Annotated in this window: 21 protein-coding genes; 11 read left to right on the top strand and 10 right to left on the bottom strand. The window is 68.6% G+C overall.

Features of this window, described 5'->3' with window-relative positions:
• Positions 1-79: 79 nt before the first annotated feature.
• From glcE to DLJ53_RS30390, 3 genes are read right to left on the bottom strand one after another with little or no spacing between them, the layout of a single operon-like run.
• Positions 80-1,276 (bottom strand): glycolate oxidase subunit GlcE, encoded by a 1,197-nt coding sequence (gene glcE, locus DLJ53_RS30400; protein WP_202913442.1) that lies wholly within the window; start codon positions 1,274-1,276, stop codon positions 80-82.
• Positions 1,276-2,097 (bottom strand): Rap1a/Tai family immunity protein, encoded by an 822-nt coding sequence (locus DLJ53_RS30395; RefSeq protein ID WP_111352087.1) that lies wholly within the window; start codon positions 2,095-2,097, stop codon positions 1,276-1,278. The genes glcE and DLJ53_RS30395 overlap by 1 nt, the downstream gene beginning before the upstream one ends.
• The gene (locus tag DLJ53_RS30390) at positions 2,097-3,593 is read right to left on the bottom strand and encodes an FAD-linked oxidase C-terminal domain-containing protein (protein WP_111352086.1); all 1,497 of its coding nucleotides are present in this window, start codon (positions 3,591-3,593) and stop codon (positions 2,097-2,099) included. The genes DLJ53_RS30395 and DLJ53_RS30390 overlap by 1 nt, the downstream gene beginning before the upstream one ends.
• 152 nt (positions 3,594-3,745) lie before the next feature.
• Between DLJ53_RS30390 and DLJ53_RS30385 the strand changes: the two genes are divergently transcribed.
• From DLJ53_RS30385 to DLJ53_RS30375, 3 genes are all read left to right on the top strand, one after another.
• Positions 3,746-4,762: a methyltransferase gene (locus tag DLJ53_RS30385; RefSeq protein ID WP_111352085.1), complete on the top strand. Its 1,017-nt coding sequence runs from the start codon at positions 3,746-3,748 to the stop codon at positions 4,760-4,762.
• Positions 4,763-4,907: 145 nt separating this feature from the next.
• On the top strand, positions 4,908-6,116 hold the full coding sequence (locus DLJ53_RS30380) for an MFS transporter (protein ID WP_111352084.1): 1,209 nt from the start codon (positions 4,908-4,910) through the stop codon (positions 6,114-6,116).
• Positions 6,117-6,199: 83 nt separating this feature from the next.
• Positions 6,200-8,446 (top strand): sodium-translocating pyrophosphatase, encoded by a 2,247-nt coding sequence (locus tag DLJ53_RS30375; RefSeq protein ID WP_111352083.1) that lies wholly within the window; start codon positions 6,200-6,202, stop codon positions 8,444-8,446.
• A 92-nt stretch (positions 8,447-8,538) separates the two neighbouring features.
• Here the strand turns inward: DLJ53_RS30375 and DLJ53_RS30370 are convergent, their stop codons facing one another.
• Positions 8,539-8,889 (bottom strand): hypothetical protein, encoded by a 351-nt coding sequence (locus tag DLJ53_RS30370; protein WP_146620143.1) that lies wholly within the window; start codon positions 8,887-8,889, stop codon positions 8,539-8,541.
• A 328-nt stretch (positions 8,890-9,217) separates the two neighbouring features.
• Positions 9,218-9,697 carry an outer membrane protein assembly factor BamE gene (locus DLJ53_RS30365; protein ID WP_111352081.1) on the bottom strand — a complete coding sequence of 160 codons (480 nt, stop codon included), beginning with the start codon at positions 9,695-9,697 and terminating at the stop codon, positions 9,218-9,220.
• Between DLJ53_RS30365 and DLJ53_RS30360 the strand changes: the two genes are divergently transcribed.
• The 6 genes from DLJ53_RS30360 to DLJ53_RS30335 all read left to right on the top strand — a co-directional run bounded on the left by DLJ53_RS30360 (position 9,696) and on the right by DLJ53_RS30335 (position 13,938).
• Positions 9,696-10,262 (top strand): ubiquinol-cytochrome C chaperone family protein, encoded by a 567-nt coding sequence (locus DLJ53_RS30360; RefSeq protein ID WP_111352080.1) that lies wholly within the window; start codon positions 9,696-9,698, stop codon positions 10,260-10,262. The genes DLJ53_RS30365 and DLJ53_RS30360 overlap by 2 nt on opposite strands.
• Complete coding sequence (locus tag DLJ53_RS30355; RefSeq protein WP_111352079.1) at positions 10,259-10,771, top strand: YceD family protein; 513 nt, start codon at positions 10,259-10,261, stop codon at positions 10,769-10,771. Before DLJ53_RS30360 ends, DLJ53_RS30355 begins: the two co-directional genes overlap by 4 nt.
• 82 nt (positions 10,772-10,853) lie before the next feature.
• A complete protein-coding gene (plsX, locus tag DLJ53_RS30350) occupies positions 10,854-11,903 on the top strand; it encodes a phosphate acyltransferase PlsX (RefSeq protein ID WP_111352078.1) in 1,050 nt (349 codons plus the stop codon).
• Positions 11,904-11,964: 61 nt separating this feature from the next.
• Entirely contained in the window at positions 11,965-12,921 is a 957-nt protein-coding gene (locus DLJ53_RS30345; RefSeq protein ID WP_111352197.1) for a beta-ketoacyl-ACP synthase III, read from the top strand.
• 155 nt (positions 12,922-13,076) lie between these two features.
• Positions 13,077-13,382 (top strand): integration host factor subunit alpha, encoded by a 306-nt coding sequence (locus DLJ53_RS30340; protein WP_111352077.1) that lies wholly within the window; start codon positions 13,077-13,079, stop codon positions 13,380-13,382.
• A 34-nt stretch (positions 13,383-13,416) separates the two neighbouring features.
• Positions 13,417-13,938, top strand: a complete 522-nt coding sequence (locus DLJ53_RS30335) for a MerR family transcriptional regulator (RefSeq protein ID WP_162409709.1) — start codon at positions 13,417-13,419, stop codon at positions 13,936-13,938.
• An 82-nt stretch (positions 13,939-14,020) separates the two neighbouring features.
• Here the strand turns inward: DLJ53_RS30335 and DLJ53_RS30330 are convergent, their stop codons facing one another.
• Together DLJ53_RS30330 and DLJ53_RS30325 are read right to left on the bottom strand one after the other, a co-directional pair.
• Positions 14,021-14,512 carry a cell division protein ZapA gene (locus DLJ53_RS30330; RefSeq protein WP_226583028.1) on the bottom strand — a complete coding sequence of 164 codons (492 nt, stop codon included), beginning with the start codon at positions 14,510-14,512 and terminating at the stop codon, positions 14,021-14,023.
• 17 nt (positions 14,513-14,529) lie between these two features.
• A complete protein-coding gene (locus tag DLJ53_RS30325; RefSeq protein ID WP_162409707.1) occupies positions 14,530-14,799 on the bottom strand; it encodes a DUF4164 family protein in 270 nt (89 codons plus the stop codon).
• 149 nt (positions 14,800-14,948) lie between these two features.
• Here DLJ53_RS30325 and tkt point away from each other — a divergent pair, with 149 nt between their 5' ends.
• Both tkt and DLJ53_RS30315 read left to right on the top strand, forming a co-directional pair.
• On the top strand, positions 14,949-16,931 hold the full coding sequence (gene tkt, locus DLJ53_RS30320) for a transketolase (protein ID WP_111352073.1): 1,983 nt from the start codon (positions 14,949-14,951) through the stop codon (positions 16,929-16,931).
• 79 nt (positions 16,932-17,010) lie between these two features.
• Positions 17,011-17,838, top strand: coding sequence for a DUF4396 domain-containing protein (locus DLJ53_RS30315; protein WP_111352072.1), 828 nt, complete (start codon positions 17,011-17,013; stop codon positions 17,836-17,838).
• A gap of 43 nt (positions 17,839-17,881) precedes the next feature.
• Here DLJ53_RS30315 and leuD read toward each other — a convergent pair whose 3' ends face one another.
• The 3 genes from leuD to DLJ53_RS30300 form a co-directional block, all read right to left on the bottom strand.
• On the bottom strand, positions 17,882-18,487 hold the full coding sequence (leuD, locus tag DLJ53_RS30310; protein WP_111352071.1) for a 3-isopropylmalate dehydratase small subunit: 606 nt from the start codon (positions 18,485-18,487) through the stop codon (positions 17,882-17,884).
• A 47-nt stretch (positions 18,488-18,534) separates the two neighbouring features.
• The gene (locus tag DLJ53_RS30305; RefSeq protein ID WP_111352070.1) at positions 18,535-19,107 is read right to left on the bottom strand and encodes a hypothetical protein; all 573 of its coding nucleotides are present in this window, start codon (positions 19,105-19,107) and stop codon (positions 18,535-18,537) included.
• Between the two features lie 68 nt (positions 19,108-19,175).
• Complete coding sequence (locus DLJ53_RS30300; protein WP_111352069.1) at positions 19,176-19,763, bottom strand: peroxidase-related enzyme; 588 nt, start codon at positions 19,761-19,763, stop codon at positions 19,176-19,178.
• Between the last annotated feature and the right edge of the window lie 36 nt (positions 19,764-19,799).

The raw sequence follows: 19,799 nt of genomic DNA, 5'->3' as shown, positions 1-19,799 counted from the left end.
TCAACGATCGAACGCGGCTGAACGTTGCGGCTCCGAAGCAGCATGTCATAGCACCGGTTTCGGGCCGAATGACGACGCTCTACGTGCGGGCCAGCCGACCGGGGTTGAGAATCGACTGCGGATCGAATGCAGCCCTGAGCCGCTGACTTAATGCCTTAACATTTACCGCCGGGTTATGGAATGTCGCCGTCCCGGCCCGAATTTCGGCGGGGGCCCTGATCAACGTTGCGTGACCGCTTCCCGCCCTGGCGATAGCCTCGCGCAGGACGCTTGCGCCGGCCTCGCCCGTGGCTGGCGTCTCGACCCAGACGAGCCCGCCCGCCCAGTCGAGGAAGGCACGGCTCCCGACCGGTGCTGCCTTGACGATGGCGGGCCCCTCCGTCGGTGCCACCGAGATCCGCCACACCGCGCCGCCGCTGCCGATGAAGGGCGCCACGTCGCGCACCGCGCGCCACAGCGCCTGCGACGGCTCCCGCTCGATCTCGGCGATGTCCTCTCCGGGGAAGAGGCGGTGGAGCGCCTCGGCACGCGCCGCGACCGACGGACCGAAGCCTTCGAGCCGCAGCACGGTATGCGGCACGTCGGCGCCCGGGACCATGAAGCCGACGATGTCCGCCGGCAGGTGCGCCGCGCCGGAGACGTCGGCCGCCGAGCCCATGGCGCGCGACATCGCCCGCACCGCCGCCTCGGTGGAGAGGCCGCGCAGCGCGATTGTGGTCTCGGTCTCCGGCCGCGGCAGGACCTTCACCGTCATCTCCGTGGCGACGGCGAGCGTGCCCCAGGAGCCGCAGAGGGCGCGGGCGAGGTCGTACCCGGTGACGTTCTTCACCACCTTGCCGCCGGCCTTGAAGCTCTCGCCCCGGCCGGAGACGGCCGAAAGGCCCAGCATGTGGTCGCGCACGGCGCCCGCGGTGAGGCGGCGCGGGCCGGCGAAGTTGGTGCCGAACGTGCCGCCGAAGGTCGCCTGTCCCTCGGCGCCCAGCAGCGGGACGAGGTCGGGCGGCTCGAACGCCAGCATCTGCCCGGCGGCGACCAGCGCCTCCTCGATCTCGGCCATGGTGGTGCCGGGGCGCAGCGTCAGCACCAGCTCCTCCGGCTCGTAGGTGACGATGCCGGAGAGGCGGGTGAGGTCCATCACGAAGCCGGTCTGCATCGGCGGGGCGATGGAGCGCTTGGTGCCGCCGCCGACGATCTCGATCGGCTCGGACGAGGCGACGGCGGACGCGACGTAGTCCTCGACGTCCGCCGCGGTTTCGGGGGTCAGCGTGTTCGCCACTAGTTGGCCGTCTTGGTTGATGCGTCGGGGGTCGCCGGGGTCTCGGTGGTCTCCGGCGTCGCCGGTGGCGCGGCGGCGTCGGGCGCGCCGGTCGTCGGGACGGTCGGGCGGTCGGACGGCAGCGACTGGGTCTCTTCCGGGACGATGGTGCCGGCGGGCGCGCTCGGCGGCGGCGTCCCGGCGGGGACGGCCTTGTCGAGCGCGCCGGCGGGCGCGCCCTCGGGAGCCCCGACCACGGGTGCGTTCGGCGCGGCGGGGAGGCCGGTGCCGGGCGTCTCGGGCGTCGGCGGGATCACGGGGGCGCCGTCCGCGGCGGGCTCGCCCTCCGGGGCGCCGACCACCGGCGCGCCCGGCGCCATCGGCAGCCGTCCGCCGGACGTCCCGGCGGGCGTGTCCTCGTCGGCGCCGTCCGCCGGTGCGCCGGGCTCGGTCGCTTCGGCGGTGCCCGGCTCGCGGTCGCACGGGAAGGAGACCGTCAGGATGTTGTGCAGCACCACCGCCGTCGGCGTCTCGGGCGGGACGCCGCGCTCGATGGCGACGGCCATCATGTCCATCATCTCGACCAGCGTCACCGGACGCGGCAGGCAGTAGGGGTGCCTGTTGCCGTTGGCGAATGCGGCGACGCTGTAGCCCTCGACGAGGCCGGCCATGTAGCTGAGGCAGCCGTAGTTCTCCGGCGGGCGGTCGCCGTTGGCGTCGGCCCGCGCGTCGCAGTTCTCGAGGAACCGGTCTGCCATGCGGAACGGGCTCATGTCGGCGGGCGACTGCGCCGAGGCGGGGGCGGCGGCGACGAGGGCCGCCGCGACGAGTAGGGTTCGCATCAGAACCTCGGAATGTCCGGGAAGGGCAGTTTGCCGTGGTGGACGTGCATCTTGCCGAGTTCCGCGCACCGATGCAGCACCGGAAAGACCTTGCCCGGGTTGAGGAGGTGCTGCGGGTCGAACGCGCATTTGACGCGCTGCTGCTGCTTCAGGTCGTCCTCGGTGAACATCTCCGGCATCAGGTCGCGCTTCTCGACGCCGACCCCGTGCTCGCCTGTGAGGCAGCCGCCCACCTCGACGCAGAGCTTGAGGATGTCCGCGCCGAAGGCCTCCGCCCGCTCCAGCTCACCGGGCTGGTTGGCGTCGAAGAGGATCAGCGGGTGGAGATTGCCGTCGCCGGCGTGGAAGACGTTGGCGACACGCAGGCCGTGCTTCTCGGACAGCTCGGCCATTCCCTTCAGCACGCGTGGCAGCTCGCGGCGGGGGATGGTGCCGTCCATGCACATGTAGTCGGGAGAGATGCGGCCGACCGCGGGGAAGGCGGCCTTGCGCCCGGCCCAGAAGTTGGCCCGCTCCTCCTCGCTCTCGGAGACGCGGCAGGTGGTGCAGCCGTACTCGCGGCAAATCGCCTCGACGCGCTGGAGCAGGTGATCAACCTCGACTTGCGGCCCGTCGAGCTCGACGATGAGGAGGGCGTCGACGTCGAGCGGGTAGCCGGCGTGGACGAAGGCTTCGGCGGCGTGGATCGCCGGCCGGTCCATCATCTCCATCCCGCCGGGGATGATGCCGGCGCCGATGATCGCGGCGACCGCGCGGCCGGCGTCCTCCGCGTCGGGGAAGCCGACGAGAACGGCGCGGGCGGTCTCCGGCGAGCGCAGGATGCGCACCGTCACCTCGGTGACGACGCCGAGAAGGCCCTCGGAGCCGACCATGAAGGCGAGCCAGTCGTAGCCCTCGCTGTCGAGGTGCTTGCCGCCGAAGCGCATCACCTCACCCTCGATCGTGACGATCTGGAGCCCCAGCACGTTGTTGGTGGTGAGGCCGTACTTCAGGCAGTGAACGCCGCCGGAGTTCTCGGCGATGTTGCCGCCGATGGAGCAGGCGATCTGCGAGGAGGGGTCGGGCGCGTAGTAGAACCCCTCGTGGCTGACGGCCTGGGTGATGGCGAGGTTGGTCACGCCCGGCTGTACGGTGGCGGTGCGGTTGTCGAAGTCGATGTCGAGGATGCGGTTGAAGCGCATCATCGACACGAGCACGGCGTCGGCGAGGGGGAGGGCGCCGCCCGAGAGCGAGGTCCCGGCGCCGCGCGGGACGACGCGGATGCCGTTCTCATGACAATATTTCAGCACTTTCGCGACCTGCTCGACCGTTTCCGGCAGGACCACGACGAACGGCATCTGCCGGTACGCGGTGAGCGCATCGCTCTCATAAGTCCGCATGCCGATTTCGTCGTCGACCGTACCCTCACCGGGTACGATTTCGCGCAGAGCCGCAACGATTTCGGCCCGACGCGCCATGATATCCGCATTGACGGACGGCATTGCCAGCCCAGACATATCATTCCCCCCGCAGCCTGAAGCTGCCGTCCCCGACGCGCGATTGCAACCGCATCTTTCGTGCATCTGACGCATGTCATAGCGGCCAAGCGGTTGAAATTGTCGAGAACATGTTATCCTAAAACAAGAGTAATCCACTTCGAAGGAATGGCATGGGCGTTCTCACGCAGGCAGACGAAATTTCGCAAATCGCATTCGGCTACATGGGATCAAAGGCGCTGTTCGCAGCGCTCGAGTCGGACGTGTTCACCCTCCTGTCCAGCGGGCCTATGACCGCCGAGGACATCGCTGGGAAAACCGCTCTGGAGCCCGACCGGGCCGAGACGCTGCTGACCGCGCTCGCGGGCCTCGGCCTCGTCACGGTCGACGACGGGCGCTACGCGAACTCGCCGGCGGCTGAAGCCTTTCTGGTGAAGGGCGCCAAGTACGACTTCGGCGACTACCTCCGCCTCCAGGTCGGGCGGCAGATGTACCCGCTGATCGACCAGATCGAGGCGGCCCTCGAGAACCGACTGCCGGACGACGCGACCGCGTCGTACGCCGACTGGTTCTCCGACCCGGAACAGGCCCGCCTCTACTCCGAGAGCCAGCACGCCGGCTCCCTCGGCCCGGCGCGGCAGCTCGCCCGCAACATCGACCTCTCCGATGCCGGCACGCTGCTCGACGTCGGCGGCGGGACGGGGGCCTTCGCGATCACGCTGTGCAAGGCGAACCTCAACCTCAAGGCTACCGTCGTCGACTACCCGAACGTCGCCGCGCTCGGGAAGGAGTACGTGAAGGAGGCGGGGCTGGACGACCGGATCACCTACGTCGAGGGTGACGGGCGCGAGGACATCTGGCCGAAGAACCAGGACGTCGTCCTCATGTCCTACCTCTTCTCCGGGGTTCCGGGCGACGCGCACGAAGGTCTCATCGCGCGGGCCTATGACCACCTGGCCCCCGGCGGCCGGCTCCTGATCCACGACTTCGTCGTCGACGCGGACCGCACCGGACCGAAGCTCGCCGCGCTGTGGCAGCTCCAGCATACGGCGTTCACCCCCGAGGCGCGCTCGCTGGACAGCGGCTGGCTGGCCGAGTCTCTCACCAAGGCCGGGTTCCACGAGGTCGAGGTCCGGCCGATGATCCCGGAGATGACGATGCTGGCGAGCGGGCACCGTCCGGCGCGCTGATCGGGAGACGGTCACCCCGTCGCTCTCCATGGGGTCGCGGCCGAAGCGGCACGCCCCATTGGATTAATATATAGCTTCGGCTCAGTCATAGCCGCAGCCCCGTCGCGTCCTTGCGGCGCGTCGTGGCTGCGGCTAAGCGAGGCACATGCAACCCGAAGATCGTCTCGCGCGGCGCAATGCGCTCGTTCTCGCGCTTGCCCAGGCGTTGGGCGGTGCGCTCACCTCCATCACCATCGCGCTCGGCGGCCTCGTCGGCGTCACGCTTCTGGGCCAATCCACCCACCTCGCGACGCTTCCCGTCTCGCTGATGATCGTCGGCACCGCCTGCGGGACCATTCCGGCGGCCATGCTGATGGGCCGCGTCGGCCGTCGCGCCGGCTTCATGACGGGTGCGCTGACCGCCTCGATCGGCGGCTTCATCGCCTTCACGGCGATCATGACGGGCCTCTTCCCGCTCTACTGCGTCGGTACCTTCTTCGGCGGCTTCTCCTTCGCCTTCGTGCAGCAGTACCGCTTCGCCGCGGCGGAGGGGGCAACGCCCGGGTTCCGCCCCAAGGCGATCTCCTATGTCCTCGCGGGCGGGCTCCTCGCCGGCATCATCGGGCCGCAGACGGTGATCGCGACGCGCGACCTCTTCGCGCCGACCGCCTTCGCCGGCGCCTACCTCGCGCAGGCCGTCCTCGCGCTCTTCAGCATCGCCGTCCTGGCCTTCTATCGCGGGCCGCTGCGCGCGCCGGAGTCGGCGGAGGCGGCCGCCGGACGGCCGCTGCGCCAGATCCTCGCGGAGCCGAAGGTGCAGCTCGCGATCCTCGTCGCCGTCGTGTCCTACGGCGTGATGAGCCTCATGATGACGGCGGCGCCGCTCGCCATGCTCGGCTGCGGCTTCGGGACCGACGACGCGGCCTTCGGCATCCAGTGGCACGTCATCGCGATGTTCGCGCCGAGCTTCTTCACCGGCAACCTCATCTCCCGCTACGGCGCGGAGATCATCGCCACCATCGGCCTGGCGCTCCTGGCGTTCGCCGGCGCGACGGCGCTGATGGGGCTCGAGCTCTTCCACTTCTACGGCGCGCTTATCCTGCTGGGCCTCGGCTGGAACTTCGGCTTCATCGGCGGCACGGCGATGCTGACCCAGGCGCAGCGGCCGGAGGAGCGTGCGCGCACCCAGGCGGCGAACGACTTCATCGTCTTCGGCATGGTGGCGCTCGCCTCCCTCTCGTCGGGCGTCCTGTTCCAGACGGCGGGCTGGTCGCCCATCAACTGGGTGCTCCTCGGCCTCGTCGCTTGCCCTCTGGTTGTGATGGGCATCGCCGGCTACGTATCCCAAATTCGTCAAGCCGATAAGCTTGCCTGATGGGCTGACGCCCGCTTTACTCCAGCGGCAACGACAAGAGATGCGGACCCCCGAAAAGAGGGGCCGCGCGCTGGAGGAAATGAATGAACCCGACTTTGATCGTCATCGCGTGCGGGCTCGTCTCGCTGCTTTATGGTGCCTGGGCGATACGCAGCGTCATCGCGGCACCAGCCGGCACGCCGCGGATGCAGGAAATCGCCGGCGCCATCCAGGAGGGCGCCTCGGCCTACCTTGCCCGCCAGTATTTCACGATCGCGGTCGTGGGGGTCCTCATCTTCGCGCTGGTCTTCTGGCTTCTGGGCGCGCTCGTCGCGGTCGGCTTCGCCATCGGCGCCATCCTGTCGGGGACGGCGGGGTACATCGGCATGCTGGTCTCGGTGCGGGCGAACGTGCGCACGGCACAGGCCGCATCCCAGTCGCTGCAGGGCGGTCTCGACATCGCCTTCAAGTCGGGCGCAGTCACCGGCATGCTGGTGGCCGGCCTCGCGCTGCTGGGCGTCGCGGTCTACTTCTTCGTCCTGACCTCGATCCTCGGTCATGACCCGACCTCGCGCACCGTCGTCGACGCGCTGGTCGCGCTCGGCTTCGGCGCCTCGCTGATCTCGATCTTCGCGCGCCTCGGCGGCGGCATCTTCACCAAGGGGGCGGACGTCGGCGGCGACCTCGTCGGCAAGGTCGAGGCCGGAATCCCGGAGGACGACCCGCGCAACCCGGCCACGATCGCCGACAACGTGGGCGACAACGTCGGCGACTGCGCCGGCATGGCGGCGGACCTCTTCGAGACCTACGCGGTCACCGTGGTCGCCACCATGGTCCTCGCCGCGATCTACTTCGCCGGCAGCGACCACCTCTCGGCGACGATGCTCTACCCGCTCGCCATCGGCGGCGCGTGCGTGCTGACGTCCATCGTCGGCACCTTCTTCGTGAAGCTCGGCGGCGGCACCAACATCATGGGTGCGCTCTACAAGGGCTTCATCGTCACCGCCGTCCTGTCGCTCATCATCCTCCTGCCGGTCACCTACCTCGTCTTCGGCTCCTTCTCGACGACGCTGACGGCGGGAGCGACGGCGGCCGCCGAAGCAGTCACGACGGCGGCCGGGACCGACGGCGCGGCCGCCGTGGCAGACGCCGTGGCGCAGACCGGGACGGCCGCGGGCATCACCTTCACGCCCTTCGACCTCTATCTCTGCGGCGTGGCGGGCCTCGTGATCACCGGGCTCATCGTCTGGATCACCGAGTACTACACCGGCGTCGGCTTCCGCCCGGTACGCTCGATCAGCCAGGCGTCGGTGACTGGGCACGGCACCAACGTGATCCAGGGTCTCGCGGTCTCGCTCGAGGCGACGGCGCTTCCGGCCCTCGTGATCATCGCCGGAATAATCTTTACTTATTCCTTTGCGGGGCTTTACGGCATCGCCATTGCGGTCACGACGATGCTCGCGCTTGCCGGTATGGTTGTAGCGCTCGACGCGTTCGGTCCGGTGACCGACAACGCCGGCGGCATCGCCGAGATGGCCGATCTTCCGGAGGACGTGCGCTCGACGACGGACGCGCTCGACGCGGTCGGCAACACAACCAAGGCGGTGACGAAGGGCTATGCGATCGGCTCGGCGGGTCTCGGCGCGCTGGTCCTCTTCGCGGCCTACACCGAGGACCTCAAGTACTTCATCGCCCATTCCGACCAGTACCCCTTCTTCCAGGGGGTGACGTCGGAGACGCTGAACTTCTCGCTGGCGAACCCTTACGTGGTGGTGGGGCTCTTCTTCGGCGGTCTGCTGCCGTTCCTCTTCGGCGGCGTGGCGATGACGGCGGTCGGCCGCGCGGCGGGCTCGGTCGTCGAGGAGGTGCGCCGTCAGTTCCGGGAGAAGCCGGGCATCATGGAGGGCAAGGACCGTCCCGACTATGGCCGCGCGGTGGACATGCTCACCAAGGCGGCGATCCGCGAGATGATCCTGCCGTCGCTCCTGCCGGTGCTCTCGCCGATCGTGGTGTTCTTCCTGATCAACGCCATCGCCGGCAAGGGCGAGGCGTTCGCGGCGACGGGCGCGATGCTCCTCGGCGTGATCGTGACCGGGCTCTTCGTGGCGATCTCCATGACCGCCGGCGGCGGCGCCTGGGACAACGCGAAGAAGTCCTTCGAGGACGGCTTCGTGGATCGCGACGGTGTGAAGCATCTCAAGGGGTCCGAGGCGCACAAGGCCTCCGTCACCGGCGACACGGTGGGCGACCCCTACAAGGACACGGCCGGGCCGGCGGTGAACCCGATGATCAAGATCACCAACATCGTCGCGCTCCTGCTCCTCGCGGTCCTCGCCCACCAGGGCGTCTAGCCCTCACGCGCTCCGGTGCCGGACGAACGGAAAAAGGCCGCGCACGGTTGTGCGCGGCCTTGTCCGTCCAGACGCTCCCGAGGAGCGCGGAATCAGTTCAGCTGGATGGTGACACCGTCGTCGTCGTGACGGCGGTCGTAGTCACGCACCCGGGCCTGCTGGTCGTCGATCTTGTCGAGCTTGCGGTCGTAGCGTTCCTCGATCTTCGCGGCCCGCTTGTAGTTGCCCTTCGAGGCGGCGTAGTCGGCGCGGCGGTCGCCCTCCGCCTCCACCTTGTCCTCGCGGTGGTCGAGGCGATGCTCGCGGCGGTCCGCGTTGCGGTCGTGGACGCTGTAGTTGTCGGTGTCACCGAACTGCACGGTCACCTGAGCAGCCGCCGGCGTCGCAGCAATGCCAGCACCCATCGTCGCGGCCAGCAGGGCCGCCATAACAGTCTTGGTCATGACTCTCTCCACACGTTGCTGTCGGGGTCGGCGGCATCTGCGCCGCGTCGCCTATGGCCGGATTAACGAGAGGTCATCCGCGGTCGTTCCCGACAAAAATTTGGGAACTTTCCGCCCGATAGCTCATTGCGGCCGCCTCGGCGGCAGCGCAAATCCGCCCGCGATCCGCGACGTTTGACGATGGCGCGCCGACGCGGCAGACAGGCGACAGGATGTCGCGACCGCTCCGCCGCGCAGAGGCGCGGCGAAACGGTGCGGACGGCGAACGACCCGGCCGGCACCGCCTCAGGCGGCGCGCGGACGGGTCAGACGAGTGGCGGTGAGCGTGTCAGAGTTCCGGGTTGGCCATGCCGGCGAGCACCTGCGACAGGAAGGCGAGGTCCTTGCCCGAGGTCCGCGTCTTGCGGGACAGGTAGTCGAACACCTTGCCGTCCTTGAGGCCGTATTCGGCGATCTGTCGCACCTTCCCGTCGTCGTCGAGGTAGACGACGAGGATGCGCCGGTCCCGCACGGCGGTTTTTTGGAACGCGAAGTTTCGCCCCTTGGTCTGCGAGATGTAGTACAAGGCCTCACCGCCCGCCAAACCGGTGCTGGTCGGGGTGCCGAGGGCGAGAAGAGCCTGCTCCTTCGACGATCCGATCGGGACCTGCTCGAGCTGGTCCGGCGTGATTTTCTGGCCGCGGGTGAACTCCTCGCTCGTGGCACATGCCGAGAGCGTGAGACATACCGCAGCGACGGCGACGAGCGACTTCACCTCGAAACGCCGCGCACCCAACTTATCTGAGGCGCGTAAGGGGTTCTGTGCCATGTTTCGCTTCTTCTTCCGCAACAAGCCCGATCCCGCGGTGCGTCAGCTCTACGAAGCCGTCGTTGCGCAGGCGCGATCGCCGGTCTTTTACACAAATTATGGCGTCGCGGACACATTGGACGGACGCTTCGAAATGGTGGTCCTCCACATCACCCCCTTTATCAACGCCTTAAAGGACGGGGAGGCCATGGGGGTGGACGGACAGGCCCTGTTCGACCATTTCCTGAGCGACATGGACCAGAATCTGCGCACCATCGGCGTGAGCGATCTGTCGGTCCCGAAGAAGATGAAGAAGATGGGCGCTGCATTCTACGGCCGCTACGAAGCCTACCTGAGCGCGCGTGGCGACCGGGCCGACCTCGCCGCCGCCATGGCGCGGAACGTTCTGGACGAGCCGGGACGGCCCGATTCGCCGGCGGCGTTCGCGCTCGCGGACTATTTCGAGGCGCTCTGCGCGGCAGCGCCCGACAGGCTCGAGGCGCGACCAAATCTCCCGGACCCTCACGCCTTCGCGCCGCGAATGGCCGGCGCCGGCGCGGCCGCGGTCGCTGAGGTGGCGTCATGACCGCGCGCTTCCATCGCCCCTTCAACGTCCGCCGCCTCGACGAGCAGAGGACGATCACGATCGAGGCCACGGACGAGGAGCGGGCCGAACTCGCCGAGGCGCTCGAGGTCCTCTCGATCGGGAGCCTGAAGGCCGAGTTCACGCTGAAGCCGTGGCGCGGGGAAGGGGTCCGCGTCGTCGGCACCGTCAGCGGCGACGTCACGCAGGCGTGCGTGGTGACCCTTGACCCGGTGCCGGGCAGGGTCGAGGAAGACTTCGACGTTCGCCTCCATCCCGACGTTGCCGAGAGCGAGGAGGTGGTGGTCGATCCGGACGAGCCCGATCCGCCCGAGCGTCTGGAGGGATACGAGGTCGACGTCGGCGCCATCGCGCTGGAGCACTTCGCCCTCGGCCTCGACCCGTATCCACGGGCACCGGGGGTCGAGTTCGACGCCCCGGCCGACGAGGAGGAAGCGGACGAGCCGTCGCCCTTCGCGGTTCTGGCGAGTTTGAAGAACAATCCGACTTAGACGTTTTGTCGGACGACCACATCCACTATGGTCCGCGCCGCTGCATGGCGATGGCGCGGCAAAGGGCGGCGAACAGGATTCCATGACCACAGGCGAGATCCGACTGGCTATCGATGCCATGGGGGGCGACGAGGGACCGTCCATGGCGGTGCCAGGGCTGGCCGTCGCGCTGACGCGCTGCCCCAACCTCGCGTTCGAGATCTTCGGCGACAAGGCCGAGATCGAGAAGGCGATCGCCAGACACCCCGAGCTCGCCGCCCGGTCGAACATCCACCACACCGAGGTCTCCATCCCGATGGACGCCAAGCCCAGCCAGGCGCTGCGCATGGGCCGGCGCGTGTCGTCGATGTGGCAGGCGCTGGAGTCGGTGAAGGGCGGGACCGCCTCGGCGACCGTCTCGGCCGGCAACACCGGCGCGCTGATGGCGATGGCGAAGTTCTGCCTGCGCGGGATGGAGGGCGTCGACCGCCCGGCGCTCGCGGCGATCTGGCCGACGATCCGCGGCGAGTCGGTGGTGCTCGACGTCGGCGCCAACATCGGCGTCGACACCAAGAACCTCGTCACGCACGCGCTCCTCGGCGCGGCGATGTCGCGCGCGGTCTTCGGGATCGATACGCCGAAGGTCGGCCTCCTCAACATCGGCGTCGAGGAGGTAAAGGGGCTAGAGGAGGTCCGCGACGCCGGGCAGATCCTCAAGACCGGCAACTTCCCGGGCCTGCGCTACGAGGGGTTCGTCGAGGGCGACGACATCGGCAAGGGCATCGTCGACGTGGTGGTGACGGAGGGTTTCTCCGGCAACATCGCGCTGAAGACGGCCGAGGGCACGGCCCGGCAGCTGGCCGAATACCTTCGCATGTCGATCGGCCGCACGTTGCGGGCGCGGATCGGCTATGTCCTGGCGAAGCCGGCCTTCGCGCGGTTGCGCGACAAGATGGACCCACGCAAGATCAACGGCGCGGTGTTCCTCGGCCTCAACGGCCTCGTGATCAAGAGCCACGGCGGAACGGACGAATACGGGTTCGCCAGCGCGGTGGAGCTCGCGCACGACATGGTGCGCAACGACCTACAAGCCCGGATCGCCCTCGATGTGGCGGCACTGACGGAGACCAAAGAGCTTGCAAACGCGGGTTGATCGATACGCCGAAGCGGCAGGGGAACGCTCGCACGGACCGCTGCGACCGCCGGCGACCCGCATCGCGGGCGTCGGATCGGCGTTGCCGGAGCGCGTAGTCACCAACGACGATCTGGCCAGGATGGTCGACACGTCGGACGAATGGATCGTCTCGCGGACCGGCATCAAGGAACGCCGCCTCGCCGCGGACGGCGAGTACACCTCCGACCTCGCCGAGCGGGCCGCCCGCGCCGCGCTCGCCAGCGCCGGCTACAGTCCGGACGATATCGACCTCATCGTCCTCGCCACCGCGACGCCGGACAACACCTTCCCGTCCACAGCGGTCGCCGTGCAGCATCGCCTCGGCATCACGCGGGGGGCCGCGTTCGACGTCGCGGCGGTCTGCTCCGGCTTCGTCTACGCTATGACGACGGCGGACGCGCTGATCGCCCAGGGCCTCGCCAAGCGGGCGCTGGTGATCGGCGCCGAGACCTTCTCGCGCATCCTCGACTGGGAGGACCGGACCACCTGCGTGCTCTTCGGCGACGGTGCCGGCGCGGTGGTGCTGGAGGCGTCGGACGGGTCGGGAGGCGAGAACGCGCGCGGCGTGATCGCGGCATGCCTGCGCTCCGACGGCAGCCACAAGGAAAAGCTCTTCGTCGACGGCGGCCCGTCGACGACCCAGACCGTCGGCCACCTGCGCATGCGCGGCCAGGAGGTCTTCCGCTTCGCCGTTTCCGCGACGGTGGACGTCGTCGAGGACGTCTTCGCCAAGGCGGACGTGACCGCCGAGGAGATCGACTGGTTCGTCCCGCACCAGGCCAACAAGCGGATCATCGACTCCAGCGCCCGCAAATTAGGCATTGCCCCCGAAAAAGTGATCCTGACTGTTCAGCATCACGGCAACACGTCCGCAGCCTCCATTCCGCTCGCGCTGGCCGAGGCGGCCGCCGACGGACGCATCAAACGCGGCGATCTCGTGCTCCTCGAGGCCATGGGCGGCGGTTTCACTTGGGGCGCGGTACTGGTTCGCTGGTAGTCTTTTTATTGGATCATAACCAAAGTTTATGATCCAATATGAGACACACGCGTTGACCCGGCTATGGACTGCAATCTACCTTACTGGCTTGTAAGAAATAGAGCAGCCACCCGGGCCACGGCCTAAGCGTGGCGCCGAAAAATGATCGGGGAGCTATGGGACGCACGATCACCCGCGCGGACCTTGCCAATGCCGTATGCAGCAAGGTGAATGTGTCCCGCGCCGAAGCAGCGGAACTTATCGACCAGATTATCGAGGAGATCGTCTCCGCGCTTGAACGGGGCGAATCCGTCCGGATGTCCTCTTTCGGCGCGTTCGAGGTGCGCGAAAAGAAAGAGCGTGTCGGACGCAATCCGAAAACCGGCGAAGAGGTGCCGATCGAGCAACGCTCGGTGGTGACCTTCCGGCCGAGCGATGTCTTGAAGCGATATATTAACGAGCAGCCGGGCAACAGACACTAGCGCTGCATCTCGCGGCGCCTGGAGGGAGGCGCCGGTGGCTGGTGGATCTGCTGCTCACAACGCTCACCATGGCGAGACCAGCCCGTCGGGGGACGACGGGCGCGGCCTGATCGAGGCTGTGCGGCTCGCCGACGAGGTGGGCGTCCCTCCGTCCGTTCTCACCTACCTCGAGGCCCGGCTCCCGGACGTTCATTCGATCGTCGACGGGCGGCGCCGCTACTACCGGTCCGCAGACGCGGCGCTGCTCGCCGGCTGCGCCGAGCTCCTCTACGGCGAGGGCCGCTCCTTCCGCGAAGTCATGGGGTTCCTGCGCAACGGCCGCGCCAAGGCGGTCGCCAAGCGCGGCTGGGCGCTGCTGCGCCACGTGGAGGCGGTGGCCCCTCCGGTCGCCGCCGCGGCGCCGCCGGCGCGCGCCATCCCGCCCGACGCGCTGGTGCGTCACCGCGGCCGGCCCACGGCTCCCAAGTCCCCGGCGGACCCGGCCATCACCGTCGACCCCTCGTCCATCCTCGCCGAGCTCATCGAATGCGTGCGGGTCCTCGAGGCCGCGCGCTGACACGGCCGTGCGCGATCTGGACACGGCGCGTGATCCGCAAACCGGGCCGGTCGCCCGCAGGGCGACCGCACGCGACCCGGACCTACGAGCGCTTCGCGAAGCTCGGGGCGGTGTCGCCGGGCGGGTCCGGCTCCTCCGGCGGGTCCGGGGTGGGGGCAGGGGGCGTGCGGCGGACGACGTGGCTGAAGCTCGCCCCGTCCGCATCCGTCCGGGCAGCGCCCGACTGGGAGCTGCGCACATTGGCGTTGATCTCGGCGGTGAGGCGCTCGATGGCGGCGGTCGCAGCGTCGATGCGCGCGATCAGCGGTTCGTCCTCCGCCTCCGCGGCCAGCGCGGCCCGCTCGCGGGCGCGCTCCAGCCGGACGTTCTCCTCCGTCAGCTCGGCGAGGCGCGTCTCGGCGGTCTTCAGCCGGTCGAGGATCGTCAGCGCCGCCATCACGGCGATGCGCCGGTCGCCGATCTCGCCGATGCGTCCCTTCAGCGCACGGATCGTGCCGTCGAGTTCCCTGGCGAGCGTCTCGACGCGCGCTTCTTCGCCCGGATCGCACGACATCCGGTAGAGATGACCGTCGATCTCGACACGTACCTGGCTCAGTGCTGGTCCTCCTCGCCAGGGCTGATCGGGGCGGACATGCGCCGAACGCGCTCCATCACCTTCACCAGGCGGCCGGCAACCTCCTGATTGGCCTGACGCAACCGTTCGGCGCGGGATTCGGCGGCGTCCAGCTTCTCGGCCAGCGTGGCGCGGTCGCGCTCCAGGCGGGCGCAATCGTCCTTCAACGCGCTGACGATGCCGCCGGCGTCGGTCTTCAGGGCCGCCGCCGCCTCGAGGCGTATCAGAGCCGCTTCGAGACGCGCCAAGGCCTGACTGGTTCTCAATCCAGCTATGCTCGGCCCCCTTTATTCGTCGCTCGTCATGGAATTGTGCCCAATGGGTTTTGCGCCGCCCCCGACTCGTGCGCTATGTGGGCGCCCCAAACAACAAGAACCTAGCTTTTCGAGTGTCGCTGATGGTGGATGTGGACAAGCTTAAACCGATGGCAAACGCGTTGCGGATGCTGTCCATCGATGCCGTGGAAGCGGCGAAATCCGGACATCCCGGATTACCGATGGGCGCTGCCGACCTCGTGACCATGCTGTTCACGCGACACATCCGCATCGATCCGGCCGATCCGGATTGGCCGAACCGCGACCGCTTCGTGCTGTCGGCGGGCCATGGTTCGATGCTTCTCTACTCGCTCTACCATCTGCTCGGCTACGAAGACTTCTCGATCGACCAGCTGAAGTGCTTCCGTCAGCTCGGCGCCGTCACCGCCGGCCACCCGGAATACGGCCACGGGAAGGGAATCGAGACGACGACCGGTCCGCTGGGGCAGGGGATCGCGACCGCCGTCGGCATGGCGCTCGGCGAGCGGCTCCTCAACGCGCAGTTCGGCGACCAGGTGGTGGACCACCGCACCTTCGTCCTCGCCTCCGACGGCGACCTGATGGAAGGCGTCTCGCACGAGGCGATCTCGCTCGCCGGGCACATGCGGCTGAAGAAGCTCATCGTCATCTACGACGACAACGAGATCTCCATCGACGGACCGCTGAAGATCGCCGAGACCGGTGACGTCGTGCGCCGCTTCGAGGCCGCCGGCTGGCGTGCCGAGCGGATCGACGGGCACGACTTCGGCGCCATCGACGCGGCGCTGACGCGCGCCACCCAGTCCGACAAGCCGACGCTGATCGCGGCGCGCACGGTCATCGGCTTCGGCTCGCCGAACAAGGCCGGCACCGCGGGCGTGCACGGCTCCCCGCTCGGCACGGCCGAGGCGGCGGCGACCCGCAGCGCCCTCGGCTGGACCGCCGGCCCGTTCGAGGTGCCGGAGGACATCCGCGATTCCTGGCGCATCGTCGGCCTGAAGTCGGCCCAGGCGCACCGTGACTGGCGCACCCGCTACGAGGCGATGGACGCCGAGCGCCGCGCCGAGTTCGACCGCCGCCTGCGGGGCGATCTGCCGTCCGAGTTCGCGCCCGCCATGACCAAGCTGCGGCAGGCGCTCCTCAGCGAGAAGCCGGCGATGGCGACGCGCAAGGCGTCCGAGCGGGCGCTCAACACGGTGAACGCGGTGCTGGCCGAGACCGTCGGCGGCTCGGCGGACCTCACCGGCTCCAACAACACCAAGACCGACCACGTCGCGCCGATCGCGCCGGGCGACTTCTCCGGCCGGTACGTCCACTGGGGCGTGCGCGAGCACGGCATGGCGGCGGCGATGAACGGCCTCGCCCTGCACGGCGGCTTCCTGCCCTACGGCGGCACCTTCCTGTGCTTCTCGGACTACTCTCGCCCGGCGATCCGCCTCGGGGCGCTGATGGGCATCCGCGTCGTCCACGTGATGACGCACGATTCCATCGGCCTCGGCGAGGACGGGCCGACCCACCAGCCGGTCGAGCACCTGGCGGCGCTGCGGGCGATCCCGAACCTCCTCGTCCTGCGTCCCGCCGATGCGGTCGAGACGGCCGAGGCCTGGGAGATCGCCGCCGAGTACAAGGGTCCGTCGATCCTCGTTCTGACGCGCCAGAACCTGCCGGTCCACTCGCCGGGTCCGGCGACGCAGAACCGGTCGCGCCGCGGCGCCTACAAGATCGTCACCACGCAGAAGCCTGAGGCGACCCTGTTCGCCAGCGGCTCCGAGGTGGAGATCGTCGTCGAGGCGGCGCAGCTTCTGGCGGCGGAGGGGGTCGCGGCGGACGTCGTCAGCGTCCCGTCGTTCGAGCTCTTCTTCCAGCAGGACGAGGACTACATCGACTCCATCATCGGCGGCACGACCGTGAAGGTCGCGTGCGAGGCGGCGATCCGGCAGGGCTGGGACGCGATCGTCGGCCGCAACGGCGGCTTCGTCGGCATGACCGGCTTCGGCGCGTCGGGCCCGTACAAGGAGCTCTACGAGCACTTCGGCATCACGCCGAAGGCGGTCGCCGCCAAGGCCAAGGCCCTGCTCGGACGATAAATCCGGCGCCGGGCGGGAACTCTCGCCGGGTCACAAGGTTGGCCTCGTGTGTCCCTCACACGAGGCCATTCCTGTTTTCATGATCCCCGCCTGGCTCCACCTCCTCGCCATCCTCTCCCTCGCCGCGGCCGCGGTCTGCGCGATCATGGTCGCCGTCGACGTGCGGCGCCGCCCGCCACACATGGCGATCATGTCGGTCGTGTGGCCGCTGACGGCGCTGTTCGGCGGACCGGTCGCGCTGTGGTTCTACGCGGTGCATGGCCGGGCCCCGGAGCCCGCCCCCGCGGAGCACCCCGGCGCACGGCATGCGATGCATGGGGAGGCACCCTGCAGCCATCATGGCGCCCGCAACAGCGCGGAAGGCGGCGGGCATCGGGCGGCAGACGACGACGCCGGCCACGGGCCGGGCGGCGGGAAGGCCGAGACGCCGTTCTGGATCGCGGTCGCCAAAGGCACGTGCCACTGCGGCAGCGGCTGCACGCTCGGCGACATCATAGCGGATTGGCTGGTCTTCTTCGTGCCGAGCATCGCGCTGGCGTTCGGCTGGCAGACGCTCTTCTCGGAGAAGATCTTCGCCGTCTGGGTGCTGGACTACCTGCTCGCCTTCGGCTTCGGCGTGGCGTTCCAGTATTATGCCATCAAGCCGATGCGGGACGTGTCGCCGCGCGAGGCGCTGGTGCTGGCGCTGAAGGCGGACGCGCTGTCGCTGACGGCGTGGCAGGTGGGGATGTACGGCGCGATGGCGATCGCGAACTTCGTGATCTTCGCCCGCGTCCTTCAGGCGCCGCTTACCACGAACAGCGTCGAGTTCTGGTTCATGATGCAGCTCGCGATGCTCTGCGGCTTCGCGACGTCCTACCCGGTGAACTGGTGGCTCATCCGCCGGGGGATCAAGGAGCGTATGTAGGGGAGGAGGCGCCGTGACGGCGCCTCGACCGGTCGTGGTCCGCTCAGATCCAGGGACGCGCCTCGGCGATGCGGCCCTCGTGGGCGGCGACGCTCGGCGCCTTCTTCATGGTGAGGCCGATCTCGTCGAGCCCCTCGACCAGCATGTGCTTGAGGCCCTGGTCGATGTCGAAGCGGATCGGCTCGCCGTCCGGCCCCTCGATGGTCTGGTTCGGCAGGTCCACCGTCAGCGTCGCGTTGGCGCCGCGCTCGGCGTGCGCCATCAGGCGCTCGAGCTCGTCCGGCTTCACCTTCACGGGAAGCAGGCCGTTCTTGAAGCAGTTCTGATAGAAGATGTCCGCGAACGAGGTGGAGATCACGCAGCGGATCCCGCGGTCGAGCAGGGCCCACGGGGCGTGCTCGCGCGAGGAGCCGCAGCCGAAGTTGTCGCCGGCGACGAGAATCTCGGCGCCCTTGTACTGCGGCTTGTTGAGCGGGAACTCCGGGTCCGGGTTGCCGTCCTTGTCGCGCGAGATCTCGGCGAAGAGGCCGCGGCCGAGACCGGTCCGCTTGATCGTCTTCAGGTAGTCCTTCGGGATGATCATGTCGGTGTCGACGTTGATCATCGGCAGCGGTGCGGCGACCGCCGTCAATGTCTTGAATGGCTCCATGCCATCTCTCCCTCACGCGGATCGCGCGTGTCCGTCGCGTTCCGTCTCTATTTCGTCGCAGTGCCGTCGGGCGCCCCGTCCAGCGCGCTCTCCAGCTCGCTCATATCGCTTTCCAGCTCCGAGCGCAGGCTGTTGATCTTGTCCAGCGAGGCGGACGCCTGGTCAAGCTGTGTTCCGGCCGCGTCGAGGCTCTGCGTGAAGCGCGCGACGACGTCGGCCGTGTCGCCGGAGGATTCCGTCCCCTCCGTGGTCGGCGCCAGCACCGGGCCGAGCCCCTCCATCGCGAGGCGCATGGAGTTGACGACGCGGGTGAGGCCGGTCACCGCCTCGGAGTTGGCGACGGCGAGCTGCGCCGCACCGTGCGCCACCTCGGCGCCGAGGCGCGCGGGGTCCACGGTGTCGGTCGTGACCGTCTCGCCCGGGATCTCGACCTTGCCGAGCAGGATGGGGGAGGTCGTCATCACGCCGCCGAACAGCAGCGCGACGATGACGCCGCCCGTCATCCCCCGAAAGATCCCGATGAGCAGTCCGCCCAGGATGATCACGCAGCCGGCCAGCACCGGAACGAGAAGGTTGGGGTCCTGGGCCAGGAACTGGTCGATGAGTTGTTCGATCTCCACCGGATATCTCCCAAATGCCGATTTGCCTGTGGCTCATGCAACAAGCCGGGGCAGGTTACCAGAGGGCTTTATGCCGTTCCGCCGAAGGAACGCGCCATCCCGTAATATTCGTCGTTCGGCCGCATCTTCGTCGCCGCCGCGACGCGATTGGTCATGTTGAAGAAGGCCGCGACGGAGGCGATGTCCCAGATCGCCCGATCGGTGAAGCCGACGTCATGAAGCGTCTTGGTGTCGGCGGGACCGATCTCCGAGGGGCTCTCGGTGAGCTTCCAGGCGTAGGCGAGCATCGCGTGCTGCCGCTCGTCGAGGTCGGCGTAGCGCCAGTTGGCGACCAGCGTGTCGCCGAGCCTGGGGTCGCCCGAAAGCTCGCGCACCGCGGCGCCGTGGGCGACGAGGCAGTAGTGGCACCGGTTCGCCGAGGAGACGACGACGGCGATCATCTCGCGCTCCAGCTTGGTCAGCTCGGACACCCCGAGCATCAGATCATTATAGAGCTCGGTAAAGCAGCGGAGCTTTTTCTCGTCGAACGCGTAGGCCAGCAGCACATTGGGGACGAGGCCCAGTTTCTCGCGGCATTTGGCGAAGTAGGCCTCGGTTTCCGGGGACAGCTCGGGGCGAGGCAACTCCAGCGATATCACCGGTTCTTCATTTGGCATGGCTAAAGGGTCCCTGGCGTGATGTGTTTTTTTGGG

Origin of the sequence: Acuticoccus sediminis, assembly GCF_003258595.1 — a bacterium.
Lineage (GTDB): Bacteria > Pseudomonadota > Alphaproteobacteria > Rhizobiales > Amorphaceae > Acuticoccus > Acuticoccus sediminis.
This window is presented reverse-complemented; position numbering and strand designations above follow the sequence as displayed.